Raw genomic sequence first — 20,781 nt, forward strand, 5'->3', positions numbered from 1 at the left:
ACGCGCGTCACGCCCGCGCCTGAATTTCATACACGCAGCGTCGCCCGCCGCTGAGTTGGTGCTCCACCCGCACCACCTGAGCCCCCTCGCCCAAGCATGCTTGGAACAAGGCCAGCTCGGAGCGGCAAAAACCCTGGCACTGGGTCGCGGCGGCGCAGATGGGGCAATGGTCTTCAATCAGCAGCAGCACCTGACTCGCGCCGCGCGCTTGCCCTTGCCCTTGCACTTCCACCCGGGCCATGTAACCTTCTTCGGCCCGCAGCGCGGCCAGCGCACGCACTTTCGCCGCCAAGCTGGGCTTGCCAAGCAGCTTGGCTTGGTAGAGGGCCAGCGTTTCACGCTCCCTGGCCTCAATCAATTGCTCAAGCGCCTGCGGCCCCAGCACTTGCGCGGCTTGGCGGATCAGCTGCACGGCCAGGTCGCCATGCCGATCCGGGAAGCGGGCATGGCCGGCCGCGCTGAGCGACCAAATCCGTGTCGGCCGCCCGGCGCCGCGCACCTCATCCTCTGCCGTCAACAAACCCTGCTGCAGCAAGGCCTGCAGCTGCTTGTGCGCCCCCATGGGTGTAATGGCACAGGCAGCAGCCAAGGTCGCCGCAGACTGCGGCCCGCGGCTTTTGAGCTGGTAAAGCAATTGCTCGGCGAGCTTGCTCATGCCTGCGCCTGCCGACGCGCCAAGCGCAGCAAGGCCAGTGCGGCCAGCACACAACACAGCCCTCCCAGGCCCATGATCCAGCGCGTCGACAACAAAGAGATCAAGCCACCCGCCAGCGCCACCGTGACGTTGGCAATGCAGAAAATGGTGGACAGCAGGCCCATCACCCGACCTTGGCCATAATTCGCAAAGCGCTCAGACACCCAAGCCGGCAAGACCGCGTTGTAAAGCGCCAGCGGCGCGCCCAGGGCGATGATGACGAACACGCCCAAATGCCCAGGCAACACCGCCAGCAAACTCAAGCCCAACGCCGCACACAGCGCGAGCAACGCAGCGCCTTGCAGTGCCCGGCCATGGCCGCCGCGACTGAACTTGCCGGCCAGCACCGAAGCGAGAGTCATGGTGGCGCATTGGGCGGCGGTGACCCAGGCGATGCCGCGGCTGTCCAGCCCCAGGTTTTCCACCATCCACAGTGGCGCGAATTCGTACAGGGCGTTGATGCCCATGGTGTAGAAAAGCTGCATCACGAACAAGGCCGCCAGCAGCTTGTCGCGAGCCAACAGGCCCAGGGCCTGCTGTGCCCACAAGGCCCGCCATGACCAAGGTGCGGCGGCCTGCGCACCCGCCGCAGCGGGGACCCACAAAGTCAGCACCGCCAGGCAAGGCAGCATGGCCAGGCCAGCCAGCACAAAGGGCACGGCCTCACCCAGCGGCAGCGTCAGCCCACCCACCAAGGGCCCCAAGAGCCAGCCCATGTACAAGCAGGAATTCAACCAGGCAAACGCGCGGGTGCGGTCGATTTGCTGGTGCATATCCGCCAGCAAGGCCCGCGCCACAGCCACATTGCTTTCGGTCAGGCCGGTGACGAAGCGGGCCAGCACAAAGAGCAGATAGTCGCGTTGCGCCAGCGCCAAGGCACTCAGCAAATAGCTCACCAAGGTGGCGCTCAGCGTCACGGCCAACACAGCACGCCGGCCGTAGCGATCGGACAAGGGGCCGATGAACAAGCTGCCCAGCAAGATGCCCAGCGGATTGGCGGCCAAGGCAAGCCCCATCAGCAGCTTCGGGTCCAGACCGGCGAAATGGGTGAAGTCATCGACCGGCCCGCCGACAAATATGGGCGCCAGGATCGGATAAGGCATGGACACGCCAATCGTGCTCATCAGCCCCAAGGCGCAGATCGCCAGCAAGACCCACATGGGGTGTTTCAGCGGCGCCATCGCGGCGGCTGCACTGGGTGCGGCAGGCGCATTGCTTGTTGCATCGGGTGAACTGGCGGATGAAGGTGCCGGGATCTGAGCAGGCAAAGTGGCGGCCGACTGGCCGGTGTGTGGCGGCGATTGCGTTGACGTCATGCCGCCATCTTCGCAGGCCCGGATAGTTAATCAACTTTTTGTTGATTAACCCCATGCAAGTCAGGCTCAAGAGGCATGCCAAAGAAGCTGGCGGCGGACAGGCACAATGCGGCGCTTGGTGTTCATTTCGCCTCCCGACCCGCCCCACCTCCTCTCTTATTGCCATGCCATTTCGCAGCGTCACCCTTGCCCCCGCCCTGACCGTGAGCGGACAACTCTGGTTGCAGTCCATGCCCGGCCGGCTGGAGTCCTGGGGTGCCTTTCTGGATGAGGCCAGGCTGCGCCAACTCAATCTGGTGGTGTGCCTGAACCCTCTGGAAGAGGTGGCGCAGCTCTCGCCCAGTTATCACAAAGCCATCGCCGAAGGGCGCTTGCCCTTTCGATGGCAGCACCTGCCGATGCGCGATTTCGGCCTGGGCGCCGACCCGGCCGCATTCACGCAAGGTGTTGAGCAAATCGCCCATAGCCTGCGCCTGGGCGAGCAAGTGCTGCTGCATTGCGCGGCTGGCATTGGCCGCACCGGCACGGTGGCCGCTTGCGTCCTCAAGCATTTGGGCCTGAGCGCTGAACAGGCGCTGGCCGCCGTTCGGGCCGCCGGCTCCAACCCGCAATCGGCGCTGCAGTCCGGCTGGATCGACCGGTTCTAAATTGCAGATTCTTTTCGTTAACGAGCAACTGCTGCTGGTCAACAAACCCAGCGGCCTGCTGTCGGTGCCCGGCCGGGGTGAGGACAAGCAAGACTGCGCTATCCACCGCGCGCAGGCGCAGTTCGCCGATGCCTTGATCGTGCACCGACTGGACATGGCCACCTCGGGCCTTTTGCTGATGGCGCGCGGCGCCGAAATGCAGCGCCGCCTGAGCATGGACTTCGCCGCCCGCAAGGTGCACAAGCGCTACATCGCCCTGGTGACGGGCCGGCTTGCCGCTAAGCCTGACTGGCAGGAAGTCAATCTCCCCCTGCTGACGGACTGGCCCAATCGCCCCCGCCAGAAAATCGATTTCGAAGCCGGCAAGCCCTCGCTGACCCGCTACCGGGTGCTGAGCACCGACGAGGCGCAAAGCCGCGTTGAGTTAGAGCCTGTCACCGGCCGCACCCATCAATTGCGCGTGCACATGCTGGCCCTAGGGCACCCCATCGTTGGCGACGCGCTCTACGGCCAAGCCACCGGCGGCGCCATGTGTTTGCATGCCTGCTCACTCAGCCTGCCCGAACTGGGCCTGCACTTTGACTGCCCACCGGAGTTCTAAATCATGACTGTGCCCATTCCTGCGCACCCCCCTGCCCGCCACTCTCCTGCCGCCGAGCGCAATCAATTCCCCATCGGCGAGGCCCTGCTGCGCCTGCTGCCGCCCACCGGCCTGGCGCTGGAAATCGCCAGCGGCAGCGGTCAGCATGCGGCGCATTTCAGCGCCCTGCTACCGGGCTGGCACTGGCAGGCCTCCGATCCGGACGCGCAAGCCTTGGCCTCCATCACCGCCTGGAATCCCAATGGCTTGCCGCCGCTGCAGCTCGATGTCTGCCAGCCCGACTGGGCGCTACCCGCCAGCCACCAAAGCCTGGACCTAGTGTTCTGCGCCAATATGCTGCACATCTCTCCCTGGGCCAGCTGCCAGGGCTTGATGAAAGGAGCAGGCCGCCACTTGAAGGCGGGCGGCCTGCTGGTGGTCTACGGCCCCTTCATCCTCAGCGATCAAGACACCGCCCCCAGCAATCTGGCTTTTGACGCCGATCTGCGGGCGCGTGATGCCCGCTGGGGCTTGCGCGAGTTGGATGCTGTCAAGGCCGAAGCCCTCGCAGCCGGGCTTGAATTGCGCGACATCCAGGCCATGCCGGCCAATAATCTGCTGCTGGTGTTCAGCCGCCAGCCCAGCCACCCGAAGAAAGCACAAGCATGACAAGCCAGACTCAAACCGCGCTCTACATCGTTACCGGCAGTTCGCGCGGCATGGGCGAAGCGATTGCGCGCCAATTGCTGGCACCCGGCCATCTGGTGATTGGCATCGCCCGCAAGCGCAGTGCGGCTCTGCAGGAACTCGCCCTCGCGCAGGGCCTGGCACTGGAACAGTGGGAGCTCGATTTGAATCAGCCCCTGGCAGCGGCCCAGCATTTGCAAGCCTGGCTGCAAGCGCAAGACCCGGCACGCTTTTCTGAAGCCACCCTGATCAATAACGCGGGCGTGGTGGCTACGCCCGGGCCGGTGGACGAGGCCAGCCTGGAAGAGCTCTCGAATGCCTTGCGCGTAGGCCTTGAAGCCTGCTTGCTGCTGAGTAGCGCTTTCCTGCGCGCCACCGCCCATCTGGGCGCGGCGCGGCGCATTCTGAATATCTCCTCGGGCCTGGGGCGCCGCGCCATGGCCGGCTCGGCCTCTTACTGCGCCGCCAAGGCGGGCATGGACAATTTGTCGCGCGCCATGGCACTGGACGAAGCCGCTAAGCCGGCTGGCGCGCGCATCGTCTCCTTGGCACCCGGCATCATCGACACCGATATGCAAGTGGCGCTGCGCAGCGGCGACCCAGCCAAGTTCCCCGATGTGGCGGTGTTTGCCAACTTCAAGGCCAGCGGGCTGTTGATGAGCCCCGAGCAAGCTGCGGCAAAGGTTTTGACCATGCTGCAACGTGAGGATTTCGGCAGCCAGGTGCTGGCGGATGTGCGCGAGGCATAAACTCTTGTGCGCTGCTTTGCACTTTTTTACGTAATGGGCGCGCACCGAACAAAGCTGACTTGAAGAAGGCTACCCTAGGCCCCACCTTGTGTCAGCGGGCTTTTCTGACCTGAGCCAGCAAGGCCAACGCCGGCCGGCATCCAGCCCATTTCAGCCCATATTCAGCCCAAGACGGCTTTGAGGAGATTTTGTGAAACGTGTTGTTCTGTCTGCACTGATTGCGGTTTGCGCCCTGGGCGTGGCCTCGTTTGACGCCCATGCCAAGCGCTTGGGCGGCGGCGGCTCCTCGGGCATGAAACGCGCTGCCCCGACCCAGCCTCACGACGCCAGCAAAGGCGCCCCGGCCCAGCAAGCCACACCGGCGCCGCAACAAGCAGCCCCGGCCGTGCCCGCTGCGGCTGCTGCCGCCAAGCCCAAGAGCAGCTGGATGGGCCCGCTCGCCGGCCTGGCCGCCGGTCTGGGTATCGCCGCCTTGGCCAGCCACTTCGGCATGGGCGGCGCGCTCGCCAATATGATGACCATGTTGCTGCTGGCCGGCGCGGCCTTCTTCCTGATCCGCTTCTTGATGCGCAAATTCGCGACGCCCAAGCCGCAAGGTCAAGGCATGCAGTTTGCCGGTGCTGGCGCTCCGTTCCAGCCAGCGCCTGTGCAGCCAGCAGCCTCGCAGCCGACGCCTTTGCAAGCCGCCCCGGAGCAGCCCAGCCAAACCGCTTTTACTGGCAGCTCCGCTGCCCCAGCAGCAGCGACGGCAGCGGCAGTGGCAGCAACGGCCCCTGCCTTGAACGATGGCTTTGACACCGCTGGTTTCGAGCAGCTGGCCAAACGCGTCTTCATCCGCCTGCAGGCCGCCAACGACAGCGGCGATCAAACCGATCTGCGCCGCTTCACCACGCCCGAGATGTTCGGCGTCGTGCAGCAGGAATTGCTGGACCGCAAGGGCGCCGCGCAACGCACGGACGTGCTGCAACTCGACGCCCAGGTGATCGAGCGCGCCCAAGAGAATGGCCAGCAAATTGTCAGCGTGCGTTTCTGGGGCCTGATCCGCGAACAAAGCGAAGCCGCTGCCGAGAACTTCGACGAGGTCTGGCACTTGGTTCGCCCCTTGGACGAAAGCCGCGAATGGGCAATCGCCGGGATTCAAGCCCGCGCCTGATCTGCCACCGTTCACACGGACAGCAAAAAGCCCGCTAGCGCGGGCTTTTTTATTGACTGCGGCCGGCCGGGCCGCTGGAGCGTCAGCAAATGATGCTCAGGCGCCGTTCTTTCCGGAACGCGCTACCGCCTCGTAGGCCTTGACGTCAGCGCTGGCCGAACGATTCACAGCCACATCGCCATCGAGTTGCGGGGCTGGAATGCTGGGATGCTTGAAGTCGTAGGCCCTAGCCTCCAAGTTGCTGACCCGGCCGTCCTGGTTGGAGTCGGCATCCTTGAAACGCTTCACCGAGCTAGTGGTGCTGGTGCTGTCGGCAGCGCTGGGTGCAGGGGCGGGTGCTGCGTTGATGGCATTGGCCACCGCCGTTGACACGGGGGTCTCGCTGAAGGCGGGCTCCGGGGGCGGCTTTCTAGGCTTAGCTTCTGGCTGGGCATCGGCCTGGGCGGCGCGACGGGCGCCTTCGCGGGAAATCTCCACCACGGCCGAGCCGGTATCTGATGCGCTAGCGACAGATGGGGCGGGCGCAGGCGGGCTCGCCTGCGGCTCTCGCCGTTTGCTGAGTTCTTCAAGTGCTGGCCGCTGGGCCAATCCGACGGAATCGGATGAATTCGATATTGATGCAATCATGGCAAACCTCCGCGAGGAAGACTTGACGAAGCCACCCAGAATTGAGCGCTCTAGACAAGAGAAGCGATCGAAAAAAGATGGTTCTCGCTCAGTTTTCGGCCGGACCACAGAAAACTTTAGTCGCACTGAGTCAGCCGACACCGCCATTGTGCCTCGCTTGCCGGTCAATCCCAAACATCGAGGCTGTTTTGGGCCTTGACAGCTGACCTCAACCCAACAAATTCGCCAGCGTCAGCAAGGCCAGCAAGAGCATCCAAAGCACAACCGAACGCCAGATCAAGCCGACCACGCTCTGCAAATGCCCCAGCTGCGGAATCTGGCCAGGGGTGGAGCCGTCAGCCCCGGTCGCATCAGCATCCACCCCGGAGCTGAAGGTCTTGCTGCGGTCCGGCGTCACGCCCGGGGCGGCCACACCGCCAAGCTGCAAACCCAGCGCACCGGCAGCCGAGGCCAAGATGATGCCTTCATTGGGGTGAAGCCACAGCCGGGCATCGCGTCGCCAGCCGTTCACCGCTTCCTCGAAATTACCCACGATGGTGAAGCCCGCAGCGGTAAAACGGGCCGGCATATAGTCGATCAAACCGAACAAACGGCGCGAAAGCTGCATCAGGCGCTCATTGGTCGGTGCATCCAGGGTACGGCTCTTAAACGCCCAATAGCGCCCGGCAAACTCGGCCATGCGGTAGAGCACCGCCCCGGCCGGACCCAGGCCCAGGGTCGAGAACAAGATGAAGCAGAAGAACACACCAAATACATGGCGGTGCGCCGCCAGCAGCGAATGCTCGATGGCATGGCGGACGAGTTCGGTGCGGGGCAATTCGCTGGCATCGAGGTGGCGCCACTCCGACAACAAGCGGCGCGCCTCGTTGTCGTCAGCGCGTTCCAGCGCATCGCGGATATCGGTGAAGTAGTGGCTGAACTGCCGAAAGCCCAAAGTCAGATACAAGACCGCCACATCCAGGGCCAGAGCCAGCAGCAAGCTGAAATGGCGCACCGACAGGTACATGATGGCCACGGCCAAAGCGGGGCCTAACACCGTGATCGCCCAAACGATGGTGGAGTGATGTTCGCGCCCGGCATCGAAGTTTCGCCCGGTCCAGCGGACCCAGCCGATCACGGCGCGGTGGATGCCATTGCCATGGCGAAGGGGTTTGAGCTGTTCACACAGCAAAGCCAAAAGGACCGCGAAGAAGTTCATGGCCGGAGATGATAGCGGGCGCTTCGCCTCATGCCGAAAGCAAGCGGTAGAAGTTGCGCAAGATCGCCGCGGTGGCACCCCAAATAAAGTATGGGGACGGCTCGGTTTGACTGCCCGCAGGCGTCCACGGCATCGAGTAAAAATGGCGCTCGCCGCCATCAAACACGAAGCGGTGGCGCTGATGCCGGGCCGGCGTCATCAAAAAGCTCAAGGGCACTTCAAAGGCCTCGGCAACTTCAAACGCATCCAATTGCAGCTCGAAGCCAGGCCGCACCAGGGCCACAACGGGGTGAACCCGGAAAGAGGTCACCGTCGCATAGATAGGCAGCTGGCCGATGACCTCGATGTAGTCGGCGCCCAAGCCGATCTCTTCCTTGGTTTCGCGCAAGGCTGCGGCTTCAGGCGAGGCATCCGTTGGCTCCATGCGCCCACCCGGAAAGCTGATCTGGCCGGCATGCGAACGCAGATGTTCGGTGCGGCGCGTCAGCAACACTTGCACGCCCTCCTCGCGCATCACCAAGGGAATCAAGACCGCAGCATTGGCGGGCGGGCGGGCATCCAAGCTACCACCATCCCCCTTGAATTCAGGCTGCCAGAGCGGCGGCGCGGCCAGACGTGCACGCAGGGCATCGGGGCGCAGGCGAGCCGCTTCAACGGCCGGCAAATGGCTGTCAAAGCCCAGCGCGGGCACGGCTTGCGGATTCAGCAAAGGGGGTCGGGACATGCAAAAACCTCAGGCAAAGAAAAAACCGCCGGAAGCAAGCTTCGGGCGGTTTTCCCCTGGTTTGACTCGGGATCAAAGATCCGCGATTCAGCCCAATTTTTCCTTGATACGAGCCGACTTGCCCGAACGATCGCGCAGGTAGTACAGCTTGGCGCGACGGACATCACCGCGGCGCTTGACTTCGATCGAAGCGATCAAAGGGCTGTACAGCTGGAACGTACGCTCAACGCCTTCGCCGTTCGAGATCTTGCGAACGATGAAGCTCGAATTCAGACCGCGATTGCGCTTGGCAATGACCACGCCTTCAAAAGCCTGCACGCGCTTGCGTGTGCCTTCAACGACGTTGACACTCACGATGACCGTGTCGCCAGGGCAGTAGACCGGGAAGGTCTTGTTCAGACGAGCAATTTCTTCTTGCTCAAGGGTTTGGATCAAGTCCATGGAGTTCTCCTAGTGATCATGGCGGCACCGACCTTCGAACTCGTCAAAAGACGGCCAAAGTGACTAAAAAATTTGGCTGTGGCCCGCGCGGCTGGGTAAACAACCCCGCTTAGAACCTCAACCGATTCGGCCCACCAGAGGATCGAACAGCCCGCTAGTATAGCGCGACTTAAGGGGTATGGGCAAGTTGGGCGAGAAATCGCTCGTCGAGTTTGCTCAGGCGCCCGGCCGCACGGGCCGCCAGAATCAAATCGGGGCGCCGGCGCCAGGTGATTTCCAGCGAGCGCTCGCGCCGCCAACGGGCGATGTTGGCGTGATGACCCGACATCAAAACCGCCGGCACAGGCAAGGCCTCGTCTTGCCCCGGCAGACCGGCCAAGACTTCCGGCCGACTGTAGTGCGGGCAATCCAGCAGGCCATCAGAGAAGCTGTCTTGCTGGTGGCTTTGCGCATCATTGAGCACACCATCCTGCAGGCGGGCAATGGCATCAAGCAAGGCCAAGGCCGGCAACTCACCGCCCGAGAGCACGAAGTCGCCCAGACTCAGTTCCAGCGTCACATGACGATCCAGAAAGCGCTGATCCATGCCTTCGTAGCGACCGCACAGCAGCACGCCGCCCTGCCCTTGCGCCAGCTCCTGCACCAGAGCCTGATCGATGCGCCGGCCGGTGGGGCTGAAATGAATCACCGCGGGCGGCTGGCCCGCATCGGCGCCCGCCCCTAGGCGCTGAGCCTTAGCGGCGGCGATGGCACGCTCCAGCGGCTCCACCAACATCACCATGCCCGGGCCGCCACCGTAGGGGCGATCATCGACACGGCGGTAGTTGTCATCAGCGAAATCGCGCAACTGCCACAGGCGTGCATCGACCTGACCGCTCTCGAAGGCACGGCGTGTCACGCCCTGGCTGAGATGCGGCCCGAACAACTCGGGGAACAAAGTAATGATGTCGAAGCGCATGGCTTAGCGCCGGCCCTGAACTTAGAAGTCCAGACCCCAATCCACGGTGATCACGCGCTGCTCAAGGTCGACATCGTCGACAAACTTAGCCACAAAAGGCACCAGGCGCTCTTGGTCCGGCTTGACCGGCGCCACCAGTCCCGGCGGAATGATGCGCAGCACGCTGTGCGGACCGGCATCGATCAGGCCTTCGACCTGACCCAAGGTTTCGCCCTGACGGTTGACCACAGTCAAACCGATCAGATCAACCCAGTAATACTCATCCGGATCCGAGACCGGAAAAGCCGAACGCGAGATGAAGATGCGCGCGCCGCGCAAGCTCTCAGCCGCGTTGCGATCCGCGCAATCTTGGGCGTTGGCCACCAGGCCCTCGCCATGCTCGCGGATCGAGAGAATTTTCAGCAGTCGCGGCAGCGCTTTCGCACCTGCTACAACCGGGCCAGCTTGGCCAGCGACCTCGGGCCGCTTGAGAAACCAGCGGCGCGAGGAAAAAAGTGCCTGGGCATCGCTGGAATAGGCTTGCACCTTGAACCAGCCCTTGACGCCCCAGGCGTCAAGAATGCACCCAACCTCAATCGCATCCTCTGGCCAAGCCGCCTCGTCGGCAGCGGGCGAAGGTTGACGGGAATCGGTGGGTGCTCTTGTCATTTCTTGGTCAATCAGGCAGCGACAACAGCCTTCTTGGCCTGGATCACCAGACGCTCGACGGTAGGCGACAGCTGGGCGCCAACGCCAACCCAGTAGTTCACGCGGTCAACGGCAACGCGCAGCGGCTCGGCAGCGCCGGAAGCCACGGGGTTGTAGAAGCCGACCTTCTCGATGAAGCGGCCGTCACGACGCTGCTGGCTGTTAGCAACGACGATGTTGTAGAAAGGACGCTTTTTAGAACCGCCACGAGCCAGACGAATAACAACCATGATGTTTCCTTAATGATGAATTTTGTTGTCCACCGCACCAGGAGACACTCAGGGCGAGCAGATCGGGGTAGCGCTTCGAACGAGTCTTGTGCCTGACAATGCCTCTGGGTGGCGCTCAACCAAGGTTGAACCTCTCACTCAGCGGCCGCATCTGGCGGCAAGCTTTTCCTTCCGAAACACCGTTGTTGGCCCTGTAGATACGCCGAACAAACTCGAAAAACTCGAAGTCAATCCGACCAGCGCCAAAACCCAGCATTATAAACTCGACTGAGCGACAGACAAAGAATATGAGCACAGAAAACCCAATTATCCTCAGCAACATCACGATTCGACCCAGCACCGAGGCCGATCTCGACGCCATCCAGGCCATTTACGCCACTGCCGTGCTCCACGGCACCGGCACTTTTGAGACCGAAGTCCCCGATCAGGCGGAAATGCAGCGCCGCCGCGCCGAAGTCCTGTCGCGCCAGCTGCCCTGGCTGGTGGCCGAAGTGGGCGGCGAGGTGCAAGGCTATGCCTACGCGAACTACTTCCGCCCTCGCCTGGCCTACCGCTTTTGCGTGGAGGACTCAATCTATCTGGCGCCTTCCGCCCAAGGCAAAGGCCTGGGCCGACTCTTGCTGGCCGAGTTGATCGCGCGCTGCGAACAAGCTGGGGCGAGGCAGATGCTGGCCGTCATCGGTGATTCGGCCAATGCCGGGTCGGTGGGCCTGCACAAAGCGCTGGGCTTCAGCCCCAAGGGTGTGCTGGAAAGTGCGGGCTGGAAGTTCGGCCGCTGGCTGGATGTGGTGATGATGCAGCGCCAATTGGGCCCGGGCGATCAAAGCGAGCCCGAGGCTCGCGCATGAACGGCGCCAAGTCCAAGACCGTCGCCACCTGGCTCTCTCTGCTGCTGGGCAGCCTGGGCCTGCACCGCATCTACCTCTACGGCCTTGGCGACAAGCTGGCCTGGGCCTTCCCGCTGCCCACGCTGATCGGCCTCTACGGCGTGCGCCGCATGGGCGAGTTGGGGCAGGACGATCGCCTGTCCTGGTTTTTGATGCCCGTGCTGGGCGTGATGCTGGTGATTGCCATGATCAGCGGCATCGTCTACGGCCTCACCCCTGACGAGAAATGGGACAGCGAGCACAACGCCGGCAAGGCCTCCCCCGCCAGCGGCTGGGGCGCGGTCATCGGCGTGGTGCTGTGCTTGCTGATCGGCGGCACTTGCCTGATGAGCACCATCGCCTTCAGCGCCCAGCGCTATTTCGAAACCCAGGTGGAGGCGGCGCAAGCCATCAGCCAGTAAGGCCCGCCAGGCACAAAAAAAGGCGACCCGTGGGTCGCCTTTTTCATTACAGCCAACAGACTCAGAACAAGCCCAGGCTGACCCAGTAGAACAAGCCTGCCACCAAGGCCGAGGCGGGGATGGTGAAGATCCAGGCCCAGACGATATTGCCTGCCACGCCCCAGCGCACGCCCGAAGCGCGCTGCACCGAGCCCACGCCGACGATGGCGCCAGTGATGGTGTGTGTGGTCGACACCGGAATACCGAGGCCCGTGGCCAAGAACAAAGTGATGGCGCCGCCCGTTTCGGCGCAAAAGCCGCCCACCGGCTTGAGCTTGGTGATCTTCTGGCCCATGGTGCGAACAATGCGCCAGCCACCAAACATGGTGCCCATGCCGATGGCCAGGTAGCAGACCACGATCACCCAGTCAGGCGGCGCGCTGGCCTGGGCCGACATAAAGCCCGAAGCCACCAGCAACATCCAGATCAGGCCGATGGTTTTTTGCGCATCATTGCCGCCGTGACCCAGGCTGTACAGGCCGGCAGACACCAGTTGCATACGCCTGAACCAGCCATCGACCCGGATCGGTGAGCTGCACCTGAATAACCAGGCCACCACCACCATCATGGCCGAGCCTAGCAAGAAGCCCAGCAAAGGCGAGACGAAGATGAAAGCCACCGTCTTCAGAATGCCACCCATCTGCAAAGCACCGAAGCCGGCCTTGGCCAACACCGCGCCGCAAATGCCGCCGATCAAGGCATGCGAGGAGCTCGACGGAATGCCGTACCACCAGGTGATCACATTCCAGGCGATCGCGCCGATTAAGGCGCCGAAAATGACGTGGTGGTCGACCACACCGGGGTCAACAATGCCCTTGCCGATGGTCTTGGCCACCTGCAAGTGAAAAATGGAGATCGCCAGCACATTGAAGAATGCGGCGAACAAAACCGCCTGCTGGGGCTTCAAAACCCCGGTCGACACCACCGTGGCAATCGAGTTAGCCGCATCGTGGAAACCGTTCATGAAATCGAACGCCACCGCCAACACGACCAGCAAGACCACTACCCAAAAAGAAACTTGCACTGCATCCATGCGACGGACTCAGGCGTTTTCGAGGACGATGCCCTCGATCAAGTTCGCCACATCCTCGCAGCGGTCGGAGACGGACTCCAGCTGCTCGTAAATGGTCTTGAGCTTGATCAGTTCACGCACATCTTCTTGCTCGCGGAACAGGCGCGACATGGCGGTGCGCATCACACGGTCGGCATCCGACTCCAAACGGTCGATTTCTTCGCAGACCTTGATGGCAGCCTCGCCCGCCTCGGGCTCGCGCAGCTTAGGCAGCAGCGACACCGCATGCTGCACCCGCTCGCAGCAGCGTGCGCTCAGCTCGCCCAAACGCAAGACTTCCTCGGGGATGCTGCGCACGTCGTAGAGCGACAGGGTCTCGGTGACGTCTTGCAGCAGGTCCAGGATGTCGTCCATCGCATTGATCAAGCCATGGATCTGCTCGCGATCGATCGGCGTGATGAAGGTGCGATGCAACATGCGGTTGACTTCGGCCGTCACCCGGTCGGCATGGTGCTCGGCCTTGTTGACCTCTTCGGCGTATTTCTCGCGCAGTACCGGATCGTTGTAGTTCTGAATCATCAGCATGAAGGCGCGCGCGCCTTCAGTGATTTGAGCCGCATGCTCGTTGAAAAGCTCGAAAAAATTGCCCTCACGGGGCAGTAATTTTGAAAAGAAAGACACGCCAACTCCGATCTCGCCAAACTACCAAAAAGGATAGAAATTGGCACAAAACTCATAAGAAATTCATCACCATGTCACACATGGCAGGCGCGCAGTGTAGTTGGAGCAGGCCCATTTCGTAAGCCGCAGCACCCAAATTCACGTGAATACAGCGCCTATCCATGCGTATTTGCAGGCTTTTGGGGGCCAAGAAGCTCATGTGCCGATGGGGCGGCAAGTGCAATTCCGGGGCAGCGAAGCCGATGCGGTGAGCCATGAGGCGGCCGCCCTGGACTAGCGCGGAATCAGGCCGAATGCAGCGACAAATCCAGGCGCTGAATGGCCTGTGTAGCCACGCCAGGCAGGTAGTCGCGCAAGTCCGCAAGGCCCGGCAATTGCAAGTTTGGCTGCAACTCCAGCAAGGGCAGCAAGGTGAAAGCCCGCTGGTGCAAGCGCGGATGCGGCAGGATCAGGCGCGGCGATTCAAGGCGCATTTCGCCATAGGCCAGCACGTCCAGATCCAGCGTACGCGGCGCATTCAGATAGGGGCGCTCGCGCCCATGAGCCAACTCAATCGCTTGCAAGGCATCCAGTAGACCCAAGGGCGGCAAGCTGGTTTCAAGCTGAGCCACTGCATTGAGGAAGTCCGGCCCGCCCGCCTCCACCGGCGCACTGCGATACGCCCCCGACACCGCCAGCAGGCGCATGCCAGGCAAGGCGGCCATGGCCGCCAGTGCCTCGCGCAAGGTGCGGGGCAAATCACCCAGATTGGCGCCTAGGCCGATATAGGCGATCACAGGAGGATTCAACTCAGCCGCCGGTGCAGGGCTCAGCGGCTGACTCGCACCCGAATCAGGACGCTGAGTCATCCCTGGGTTCACGATTGGCCGACTCTGGCGCGCCAGTGCCCTGCGCGGCCGCATTGCCGCCAGCAGACTTAGCGCCCGGCTTGCGGCGGCGGCGGCGCTTCTTGGCGGGCGCAGCCTCTTCCTGGAAAGTGTCCGGGGCAGCAGCTTGATCCGCACCCTCGGCGGCTGGCTTGCGGGGCAGCTGATGCACTTTGCCGCTGCGGCGCGTGCTCTTCTCGGCTTCACGCACTTCTTCGATCAAGGCGGCGCGCTCATCGTCGCTGCCCAGTGCGAAGTCTTCCCACCAGTCGGCCAGGGCCGGTTCAATCTCACCCGCATCAGCACGCAGGCGCAGGAAATCGAAGCCCGCGCGGTAACGCGGCTGCTCCACCAAGGTGTAGACACCGCTGCCGCTGCGGCGCTCAAAGCGCGGCTGCATCATCCAGATCTCGCGCATATCGGTAGCCAGCTTGCCGCGGCCCGAGATGTCACCAATGCGGGCATCGAACACCGCGTCCACCGCTTGAGCCAGAGCCGGCACAGCGCCCTCGCCGCTCTCGCGGATGCGATTCCAGCGCTCCAGCACTTCAAACCACAGCATGCAGGCCAGCATGAAGCTGGGCGAGACGCCACGGCCTTCGGAGACACGCAGATCGGTATCTTCGAACGCCATGCGGATGAACTTGCCGCGCACGCCATCTGCCAGCTCGCCTTGCTCGTTGAGCATGGCGTCCAGGATGGGGAACACGCCGCGGCCCAGGCCCTGCTTGCGCAACTCTTCCAGGCTGGCCAGGGAGTGGCCGGTCTGCAGCAGCTTGATCATCTCGTCAAACAAACGCGAGCTCGGCACATTGGCCAGCAGCTGCGCACAAGCCTTGACCGGCGCACGCGTCTTGGCTTCCAGCTCAAACCCGAGCTTGGCGGCGAAGCGCACCGCGCGCACGATGCGCACCGGGTCTTCTTTGTAGCGGGTCTCGGGGTCGCCAATCATGCGCAGCACACGCTTCTTGGCGTCGGCCAAGCCGCCGTGGTAGTCCACCACCAGCTCGCGCTGCGGGTCGTAATACAAGGCGTTGACGGTGAAGTCGCGGCGTGCCGCATCTTCGATCTGCGGGCCCCAGACGTTGTCGCGCAAGACCCGACCCTCGGCATCCACCACATGGCTTTTGCCAGCCAGCTCGGCCTTGGAGGTTTTCTCGTTACCGGCCACCTGATCGGCATCGTCATTGACCAGCAAGGCACGGAATGTGGAGACCTCAATCACCTCATGCTCGCGGCCACGGCCATACACGACGTGAACGATGCGAAAGCGCCGGCCGATGATGAAGGCGCGGCGGAACAAGCCCTTGACCTGTTCGGGCGTGGCATTCGTCGCCACGTCAAAGTCTTTGGGGCGCATGCCCAGCAGCAGGTCGCGCACCGCGCCGCCAACGATATAGGCCTCAAAGCCGGCATCACTGAGGGTCTGCACCACGCGCACCGCGCGCTCGTCCAGCAAGCTGGGGTCGATGCGATGCTCGCTGACGGGCACTTCGACCCGCTTGCCCAAATTGCCGCCGGCACCAGCGCCGGGCTTGCCGGCCTTGGCCGCTTTATCCGCTTTCACGGCATGGCCGGCGGCCGCAGCGGGTTTGGCGCTTTTTGCAGCCGAGGGCTTGCCCAACAGCTTGTCTAAGAATTTTTTGATCATGCGAACAATTTCAAGGTAGTCCATGCGCGGGCCGAGGCAAGCTCGGCCAAGGCTGGCGTGGGATTGGTGGCCACCGGATGGCTGACCAAGTCCAGCAAGGGCAGATCATTCATCGAGTCACTGTAAAACGTCACGCGCTCGAAATCCGACCATTGTCGCCCCAAGCCGGCCAACCAGTCGCGAACGCGGCTGATCTTGCCGGCTTGGAAGGATGGCACGCCCTGGATGGCGCCGGTGTAGCGACCCTGCTCGTCGCGCTGCAACTGCACCGCGATCAGGTGTTCGACGCCGAATGCGGCGGCAATCGGCGTCGTGACGAATTCATTGGTGGCCGTGACGATGGCCACCAGATCACCGGCCTGCTGATGCTGCCGCACCAACTCCAAGGCCTGCGGCTGGATTTCCGGCAGCATCACTTCGGCCATGAAGCGCTCACGCGCGGCATGGGCCTCAGCCAAGGGCCGGCTGCGCCAGACCGAGGTGGCGAAGTCGATATAGGCAGGCAGGTCCAACTGCCCGGCTTGATATTGAGCGTAGAACTCATCATTGCGGCGACGCCATTCCTCGCCATTGGCCCAGCCGATATCGACCATAAAGCCGCCAAATGCATGGTCGGAATCGGTCGGGATCAGCGTGCCGTCGAGATCAAACAGGGTCAAATTCTTCGCATTCACAAGCGTATTCATCCTTAACCGTTCATGCCTTCGTCGGCCAGCATCTGGCGCAGCAGAGGCACGGTGACCGCCCGCTTGGTCGACATGGCGAATTCGTCCAAGCGCGTCAGCAGGCGCATCAGCTGCTTGAGGTCGCGCGCAAAGCGGGTCAGCAAATAATCAATCACATCGTCAGAGACCTGAATGCCGCGGCGCCCGGCCTCCAGATGCAGGGCGGCGCGCATTTCCTCTTCGGACAGCGGCAGCAACTCGTAGGTTGGACCCCAGCCCAAGCGGGTGCGCAGGTCTTCACGCAGATCCAGATCAACCGGCGGCGCGCTGCCGGTGGCCACCAGGGTCAGGCCATAACTGGCAGCCTCAACAAACAGCGCAAAAGCCGCATGCTGCTGGCCGGCGTCAAAACGCTCGCAATCATCCAGCAGCAGCAGGCTGGGCTGGCTGGGCAACTCCCAGGGCAAGGGCGTATCGGCGTCGTACCAGCCGACCTGCAGGCCGGCGGCCTGCCAGCTCTCGGCCAAGGCCTTGAGCAGATGGGTTTTGCCACAACCCGGCTGGCCCCAGACGAACACGGGCGGCACGCCCGCCCCCACCACCATGCCGGGCCGAAGTGCCTCCAACTGCGCCAAAGCCACCGCATTGGCGCCGGGCAAGAAGTTATCAAAGGTGAAGACCGGCTCAGGGCCGATGGCTAGCGGTATCTGCTTCAATCAAAAAAATCCTCAAGGGCCGCGCCACAAAGCCCACATGTGGTGGTGCAGCGGCGGCGATTCTAGTGGGCGAATGCCCGGTCTTCAGTGCAAGGGCGGCGCTCCACGCGCCCCGCCCGCCTGCAAGCGCTGCAAATTCTGCAAACGCCGCGCCATGGCCACCCTGTCCTGGGCCTGCGGTTCTTGCTGCAGATAATCCTGCAGATCTAGCGCCGCCGCCTGCCAATGGCCCAAGGCCTCGAGCGCCAAGCCGCGGTCGCGCCGCTCCGCGGCCACATCAGGCAAAAGCACCACCAAGCGCTGTTGCACGGCAAGCATGCGCGGCCAATCTTCGGCGGCGCGGTGGATTTCTTTCAAATTACGCAACATGCGCGCCAAGATTTCGCGCGGCGTCGCCGCTTGCATGAAGAGCTCGACCGGCAAGTCCACCTCGCCCTCCATGCCGGCGGCCTGGCGAAAGGTTTGCAAAAACTCATCGAGCTTGTTGCGCGACAAGGTGTTGCCAGTGAAGGGATCCAACACCACCTCACCATTACCTAGCAACACTTTGACCAGGAAATGCCCGGGGAACGCCAAGCCCTGCGCCCGCAAGCCAAGCTGTACAGCGACTTCAATGAAGATCACCGCCAGGCTGATCGGAATGCCACGCCGGCTCGCCAACACCTGGTGGATATAGCTATTGCCGCATTCGTAGTAGTTGTTGACGTTGCCGGCGAAGCCCAGCTCCTGATGGAAATACAGGCAAAGTAACTGCAGCTTGTGCCGCGCCGAAGCATCAGGCGGCAGGCGTTCGCGCAAGCGTCTGGCCAGCTCATCCACTTCGGCCAATACCGCTTGCACATCCAAGCCAGGCTCATCATCTTGTGCAATGGAGGCCGCCGCTTCGAGCAGGTTCAGCCCCGCATCCTCGGCAACGAGGCTGCGGAAATAGTCCAGGGGAGAAGGTGCGTCCAGGCGCAATCGATGTGGCATGGTTTGCTTAGTCTAGGCTCAAGCCCGCCGCATGAATTGACGCAGACGCAGGCCAAACAAAGTCAGCACCGCAAAATAGACCACGGCCGAAGCACCCAGGCTGGCTGCCATCCACAGCGCACGCAAGCCTTCCGTTTGCCCCAAAGCGATCCAATCCAGGCGCCAGGCCAGGTAGTACTGCAAGCCACCCATGGCAGCGCATGCCAACAGCACCTTGGCCGTCAAAGCCAGCCAACCCGCCTCGGGCGCATAGCAGCCCAGCTTGCGCAAACCATGCATCAGCCACAGCGCATTGACGATGGCACCCAGGCCAATCGACAAAGCCAGGCCCGCCACGCCCACCCAGGGCACCAGCACCAGGTTGAACAACTGCGTCAATATCAAGACGCCCACGGCAATGCGCACCGGCGTGCGCATGTCCTGGCGGGCATAGAAGCCGGGCGCCAGCACCTTGACAGCCAACAAACCCATCAGGCCCACGCCCCAACCCATCACGGCACGCGCGGTTTGCGCCACGTCAGCCGCCAAAAAAGCCTTGCGGTGATAAAGCACCGCCACCAGCGGATCGGCAAACACCAGCAAAGCCACGGCGCAAGGCAGACCGAACACCAGCACCAGGCGCAGGCCCCAATCCATCATGCCGGAGTACTTGGCATGATCGCCCACCGCCTGCGCCGCCGACAGCTGCGGCGTCAGCAAGGCACCCAGAGCCACGCCGAGCAAGGCCATCGGGAACTCCATCAGCCGATCGGCATAGTTCAACCAGGACGTGGCGCCCACGCCGATATGGCTGGAAATCTGCGTATTGATCACCAAGGAAAGCTGGGCCACGCCCACACCCAACAAGGCCGGCCCCATCTTGCGCAGCACCGCGCCAACACCCGGATGCGCCGCCGCATCACGCAGCTTGCACAAGGACATACCAAAGCGCGGCACCACGCCAATGCGCTTGAGCGCCGGCAACTGCACCGCCATTTGCAAGACACCGCCCAGCACCACGCCCAGCGCCATCGAATAAATGGCCGGGAAACCATGCTCACGCATCACCGGCGCCAGCCAATAACCCATGCCAATCATCGATAAATTGAGCAGCACAGGCGTGGCCGCCGGCACCAGATAGCGCCCCCAGGTATTGAGAATGCCAGCCGACAAGGCCACCAGGGACATGCAGCCGATATAGGGAAACATCCAGCGCGTCATCACCACCGCCGCCGCTTCGCCATCGGCCGGCATGCCCGAACCCAAGAGCCACACCAGCACCGGCGCGCCCACGACGCCCAGCACACAAGTCGCCAGCAGCGCCCACAAGAGCACGGTCGCCACCGCATCAATCAGGGCATGGGTGACGCCGTCGCCGTCCTTGGCCCGCGTGGCCGCCAAGAGCGGCACGAAGGCTTGCGAGAAAGCGCCTTCGGCAAACAAGCGCCGCAACATATTGGGGATGCGAAACGCCACCAAAAAGGCGTCCGAATAGACCGAGGCACCAAACAAGGCCGCCGTCATCTGCTCACGGACCAAACCAGTTATGCGCGAAGCCAGCGTCAACAAGGAAATCAAGGAAGCGGTGCGCAGCAGATTCATGGATGAAATATTGTTGCCTTGGCCCCGGGGCAGCCAGCTCAAAAGAAAATAGACGTGACCAGATCAAAACTTGGCGCAGCGGATTGGCTGCGACTGAATAGGCGCTAAATGATTGATTTACGGGCCAGCAAGCGACGCATTATCATGGCGGCTTGCACCTCGAGTCTGGAGGCCGCGCGTCAATTCAGCGCGGCAATTCTTGATAAGCATTGAATTCAGTGCTACACTCGCGGTCTTTGCACCAACTGGGTAGAATCACAGCATGGCAACTAGCTCCAAAGTTAAGAAGACTGTCCGTTCGGCATCGGGCCTCAAGCGCGCCCGCCAGGACATCAAGCTCAACGCAGCCAACACGGCCCTGCGTTCCAAATTCCGCACGGTCATCAAGAACGTGCAAAAAGCCGTCGTCACTGGCGACAAGGCCAAGGCAGCTGAGCTGTTCGTGATCGCTCAAAGCGTGATCGACTCCGTCGCTGACAAGGGCATCTTCCACAAGAACAAGGCTGCTCGCCATAAGAGCCGTCTGTCGGCGAAGATCAAGGCTTTGGCCGCCTAAGAACCAGTTCTGGTGCAAAGAAGTAAAGGCTCGCTGGATGCGAATCCAGCGGGCTTTTTTCAT

General features: G+C 62.6%; 25 protein-coding genes. 8 read left to right on the forward strand and 17 right to left on the reverse strand.

What is annotated here, in order from left to right; all coding sequences use genetic code 11:
- Nucleotides 1-7: 7 nt before the first annotated feature.
- A complete protein-coding gene (locus AABB87_RS03460; protein WP_341969850.1) occupies nucleotides 8-655 on the reverse strand; it encodes a helix-turn-helix transcriptional regulator in 648 nt (215 codons plus the stop codon).
- Nucleotides 652-2,010, reverse strand: coding sequence for an MFS transporter (locus AABB87_RS03465; RefSeq protein ID WP_341969851.1), 1,359 nt, complete (start codon nucleotides 2,008-2,010; stop codon nucleotides 652-654). Before AABB87_RS03465 ends, AABB87_RS03460 begins: the two co-directional genes overlap by 4 nt.
- Nucleotides 2,011-2,213: 203 nt before the next feature.
- Here AABB87_RS03465 and AABB87_RS03470 point away from each other — a divergent pair, with 203 nt between their 5' ends.
- From AABB87_RS03470 to AABB87_RS03490, 5 genes are all read left to right on the forward strand, one after another.
- Nucleotides 2,214-2,657 carry a protein-tyrosine phosphatase family protein gene (locus AABB87_RS03470; RefSeq protein WP_341969852.1) on the forward strand — a complete coding sequence of 148 codons (444 nt, stop codon included), beginning with the start codon at nucleotides 2,214-2,216 and terminating at the stop codon, nucleotides 2,655-2,657.
- 1 nt (nucleotide 2,658) lies between these two features.
- The gene (locus tag AABB87_RS03475) at nucleotides 2,659-3,258 is read left to right on the forward strand and encodes an RluA family pseudouridine synthase (RefSeq protein ID WP_341969854.1); all 600 of its coding nucleotides are present in this window, start codon (nucleotides 2,659-2,661) and stop codon (nucleotides 3,256-3,258) included.
- Between the two features lie 3 nt (nucleotides 3,259-3,261).
- Nucleotides 3,262-3,906: a DUF938 domain-containing protein gene (locus AABB87_RS03480; protein ID WP_341969855.1), complete on the forward strand. Its 645-nt coding sequence runs from the start codon at nucleotides 3,262-3,264 to the stop codon at nucleotides 3,904-3,906.
- The gene (locus tag AABB87_RS03485) at nucleotides 3,903-4,673 is read left to right on the forward strand and encodes an SDR family NAD(P)-dependent oxidoreductase (RefSeq protein WP_341969856.1); all 771 of its coding nucleotides are present in this window, start codon (nucleotides 3,903-3,905) and stop codon (nucleotides 4,671-4,673) included. The genes AABB87_RS03480 and AABB87_RS03485 overlap by 4 nt, the downstream gene beginning before the upstream one ends.
- 190 nt (nucleotides 4,674-4,863) lie before the next feature.
- Complete coding sequence (locus tag AABB87_RS03490; RefSeq protein WP_341969857.1) at nucleotides 4,864-5,826, forward strand: Tim44 domain-containing protein; 963 nt, start codon at nucleotides 4,864-4,866, stop codon at nucleotides 5,824-5,826.
- Nucleotides 5,827-5,922: 96 nt separating this feature from the next.
- Here AABB87_RS03490 and AABB87_RS03495 read toward each other — a convergent pair whose 3' ends face one another.
- From AABB87_RS03495 to rpsP, 7 genes are all read right to left on the reverse strand, one after another.
- On the reverse strand, nucleotides 5,923-6,306 hold the full coding sequence (locus AABB87_RS03495) for a hypothetical protein (protein WP_341969858.1): 384 nt from the start codon (nucleotides 6,304-6,306) through the stop codon (nucleotides 5,923-5,925).
- A 355-nt stretch (nucleotides 6,307-6,661) separates the two neighbouring features.
- On the reverse strand, nucleotides 6,662-7,651 hold the full coding sequence (locus AABB87_RS03500) for a CobD/CbiB family protein (protein ID WP_341969859.1): 990 nt from the start codon (nucleotides 7,649-7,651) through the stop codon (nucleotides 6,662-6,664).
- A 28-nt stretch (nucleotides 7,652-7,679) separates the two neighbouring features.
- On the reverse strand, nucleotides 7,680-8,375 hold the full coding sequence (locus AABB87_RS03505; RefSeq protein WP_341969861.1) for an NUDIX hydrolase: 696 nt from the start codon (nucleotides 8,373-8,375) through the stop codon (nucleotides 7,680-7,682).
- Nucleotides 8,376-8,462: 87 nt separating this feature from the next.
- Nucleotides 8,463-8,816 carry a 50S ribosomal protein L19 gene (rplS, locus tag AABB87_RS03510; protein ID WP_058720001.1) on the reverse strand — a complete coding sequence of 118 codons (354 nt, stop codon included), beginning with the start codon at nucleotides 8,814-8,816 and terminating at the stop codon, nucleotides 8,463-8,465.
- Between the two features lie 169 nt (nucleotides 8,817-8,985).
- A complete protein-coding gene (trmD, locus tag AABB87_RS03515; protein ID WP_341969865.1) occupies nucleotides 8,986-9,774 on the reverse strand; it encodes a tRNA (guanosine(37)-N1)-methyltransferase TrmD in 789 nt (262 codons plus the stop codon).
- 21 nt (nucleotides 9,775-9,795) lie between these two features.
- Nucleotides 9,796-10,422 (reverse strand): ribosome maturation factor RimM, encoded by a 627-nt coding sequence (rimM, locus tag AABB87_RS03520; protein WP_058720003.1) that lies wholly within the window; start codon nucleotides 10,420-10,422, stop codon nucleotides 9,796-9,798.
- 11 nt (nucleotides 10,423-10,433) lie between these two features.
- On the reverse strand, nucleotides 10,434-10,691 hold the full coding sequence (gene rpsP / locus AABB87_RS03525) for a 30S ribosomal protein S16 (RefSeq protein ID WP_058720004.1): 258 nt from the start codon (nucleotides 10,689-10,691) through the stop codon (nucleotides 10,434-10,436).
- A 287-nt stretch (nucleotides 10,692-10,978) separates the two neighbouring features.
- Here rpsP and AABB87_RS03530 point away from each other — a divergent pair, with 287 nt between their 5' ends.
- On the forward strand, nucleotides 10,979-11,539 hold the full coding sequence (locus AABB87_RS03530; RefSeq protein WP_341969866.1) for a GNAT family N-acetyltransferase: 561 nt from the start codon (nucleotides 10,979-10,981) through the stop codon (nucleotides 11,537-11,539).
- Nucleotides 11,536-11,979 (forward strand): NINE protein, encoded by a 444-nt coding sequence (locus tag AABB87_RS03535; protein WP_058720007.1) that lies wholly within the window; start codon nucleotides 11,536-11,538, stop codon nucleotides 11,977-11,979. Before AABB87_RS03530 ends, AABB87_RS03535 begins: the two co-directional genes overlap by 4 nt.
- A gap of 61 nt (nucleotides 11,980-12,040) precedes the next feature.
- Here AABB87_RS03535 and AABB87_RS03540 read toward each other — a convergent pair whose 3' ends face one another.
- The 8 genes from AABB87_RS03540 to murJ form a co-directional block, all read right to left on the reverse strand.
- Nucleotides 12,041-13,051 (reverse strand): inorganic phosphate transporter, encoded by a 1,011-nt coding sequence (locus AABB87_RS03540; RefSeq protein WP_341969868.1) that lies wholly within the window; start codon nucleotides 13,049-13,051, stop codon nucleotides 12,041-12,043.
- Between the two features lie 9 nt (nucleotides 13,052-13,060).
- Nucleotides 13,061-13,711, reverse strand: coding sequence for a DUF47 domain-containing protein (locus AABB87_RS03545; RefSeq protein ID WP_058720009.1), 651 nt, complete (start codon nucleotides 13,709-13,711; stop codon nucleotides 13,061-13,063).
- A gap of 284 nt (nucleotides 13,712-13,995) precedes the next feature.
- On the reverse strand, nucleotides 13,996-14,559 hold the full coding sequence (folK, locus tag AABB87_RS03550) for a 2-amino-4-hydroxy-6-hydroxymethyldihydropteridine diphosphokinase (protein ID WP_341969869.1): 564 nt from the start codon (nucleotides 14,557-14,559) through the stop codon (nucleotides 13,996-13,998).
- Nucleotides 14,543-16,228: a polynucleotide adenylyltransferase PcnB gene (gene pcnB / locus AABB87_RS03555; RefSeq protein WP_341969870.1), complete on the reverse strand. Its 1,686-nt coding sequence runs from the start codon at nucleotides 16,226-16,228 to the stop codon at nucleotides 14,543-14,545. The genes folK and pcnB overlap by 17 nt, the downstream gene beginning before the upstream one ends.
- On the reverse strand, nucleotides 16,225-16,914 hold the full coding sequence (locus AABB87_RS03560; RefSeq protein ID WP_341969871.1) for a histidinol-phosphatase: 690 nt from the start codon (nucleotides 16,912-16,914) through the stop codon (nucleotides 16,225-16,227). The genes pcnB and AABB87_RS03560 overlap by 4 nt, the downstream gene beginning before the upstream one ends.
- Nucleotides 16,915-16,916: 2 nt before the next feature.
- Nucleotides 16,917-17,609 (reverse strand): DnaA regulatory inactivator Hda, encoded by a 693-nt coding sequence (hda, locus tag AABB87_RS03565; protein ID WP_341969872.1) that lies wholly within the window; start codon nucleotides 17,607-17,609, stop codon nucleotides 16,917-16,919.
- Nucleotides 17,610-17,693: 84 nt separating this feature from the next.
- Nucleotides 17,694-18,581, reverse strand: coding sequence for a SirB1 family protein (locus AABB87_RS03570; RefSeq protein WP_341969873.1), 888 nt, complete (start codon nucleotides 18,579-18,581; stop codon nucleotides 17,694-17,696).
- 18 nt (nucleotides 18,582-18,599) lie between these two features.
- Nucleotides 18,600-20,162 carry a murein biosynthesis integral membrane protein MurJ gene (gene murJ / locus AABB87_RS03575; RefSeq protein ID WP_341969874.1) on the reverse strand — a complete coding sequence of 521 codons (1,563 nt, stop codon included), beginning with the start codon at nucleotides 20,160-20,162 and terminating at the stop codon, nucleotides 18,600-18,602.
- A gap of 262 nt (nucleotides 20,163-20,424) precedes the next feature.
- On the opposite strand from murJ, the gene rpsT reads away from it, so the two are divergent.
- Complete coding sequence (gene rpsT / locus AABB87_RS03580; protein WP_058720014.1) at nucleotides 20,425-20,718, forward strand: 30S ribosomal protein S20; 294 nt, start codon at nucleotides 20,425-20,427, stop codon at nucleotides 20,716-20,718.
- Nucleotides 20,719-20,781: the final 63 nt, after the last annotated feature.

The sequence above is a fragment of the Roseateles sp. PN1 genome (assembly GCF_038419725.1).
Taxonomy (GTDB): Bacteria; Pseudomonadota; Gammaproteobacteria; order Burkholderiales; family Burkholderiaceae_C; genus Paucibacter_A.

Excerpts from the sequence above, each read along its gene's own strand:
- AABB87_RS03460 (WP_341969850.1), bottom strand. The coding sequence starts at position 655 with ATGAGCAAGCTCGCCGAGCAATTGCTTTACCAGCTCAAAAGCCGCGGG.
- AABB87_RS03465 (WP_341969851.1), bottom strand. The coding sequence starts at position 2,010 with ATGACGTCAACGCAATCGCCGCCACACACCGGCCAGTCGGCCGCCACT.
- AABB87_RS03480 (WP_341969855.1), top strand. The coding sequence starts at position 3,262 with ATGACTGTGCCCATTCCTGCGCACCCCCCTGCCCGCCACTCTCCTGCC.
- AABB87_RS03485 (WP_341969856.1), top strand. The coding sequence starts at position 3,903 with ATGACAAGCCAGACTCAAACCGCGCTCTACATCGTTACCGGCAGTTCG.
- AABB87_RS03500 (WP_341969859.1), bottom strand. The coding sequence starts at position 7,651 with ATGAACTTCTTCGCGGTCCTTTTGGCTTTGCTGTGTGAACAGCTCAAA.
- AABB87_RS03505 (WP_341969861.1), bottom strand. The coding sequence starts at position 8,375 with ATGTCCCGACCCCCTTTGCTGAATCCGCAAGCCGTGCCCGCGCTGGGC.
- rplS (WP_058720001.1), bottom strand. The coding sequence starts at position 8,816 with ATGGACTTGATCCAAACCCTTGAGCAAGAAGAAATTGCTCGTCTGAAC.
- trmD (WP_341969865.1), bottom strand. The coding sequence starts at position 9,774 with ATGCGCTTCGACATCATTACTTTGTTCCCCGAGTTGTTCGGGCCGCAT.
- rimM (WP_058720003.1), bottom strand. The coding sequence starts at position 10,422 with ATGACAAGAGCACCCACCGATTCCCGTCAACCTTCGCCCGCTGCCGAC.
- rpsP (WP_058720004.1), bottom strand. The coding sequence starts at position 10,691 with ATGGTTGTTATTCGTCTGGCTCGTGGCGGTTCTAAAAAGCGTCCTTTC.
- AABB87_RS03530 (WP_341969866.1), top strand. The coding sequence starts at position 10,979 with ATGAGCACAGAAAACCCAATTATCCTCAGCAACATCACGATTCGACCC.
- AABB87_RS03535 (WP_058720007.1), top strand. The coding sequence starts at position 11,536 with ATGAACGGCGCCAAGTCCAAGACCGTCGCCACCTGGCTCTCTCTGCTG.
- AABB87_RS03540 (WP_341969868.1), bottom strand. The coding sequence starts at position 13,051 with ATGGATGCAGTGCAAGTTTCTTTTTGGGTAGTGGTCTTGCTGGTCGTG.
- folK (WP_341969869.1), bottom strand. The coding sequence starts at position 14,559 with ATGACTCAGCGTCCTGATTCGGGTGCGAGTCAGCCGCTGAGCCCTGCA.
- pcnB (WP_341969870.1), bottom strand. The coding sequence starts at position 16,228 with ATGATCAAAAAATTCTTAGACAAGCTGTTGGGCAAGCCCTCGGCTGCA.
- AABB87_RS03560 (WP_341969871.1), bottom strand. The coding sequence starts at position 16,914 with ATGAATACGCTTGTGAATGCGAAGAATTTGACCCTGTTTGATCTCGAC.
- AABB87_RS03570 (WP_341969873.1), bottom strand. The coding sequence starts at position 18,581 with ATGCCACATCGATTGCGCCTGGACGCACCTTCTCCCCTGGACTATTTC.
- murJ (WP_341969874.1), bottom strand. The coding sequence starts at position 20,162 with ATGAATCTGCTGCGCACCGCTTCCTTGATTTCCTTGTTGACGCTGGCT.
- rpsT (WP_058720014.1), top strand. The coding sequence starts at position 20,425 with ATGGCAACTAGCTCCAAAGTTAAGAAGACTGTCCGTTCGGCATCGGGC.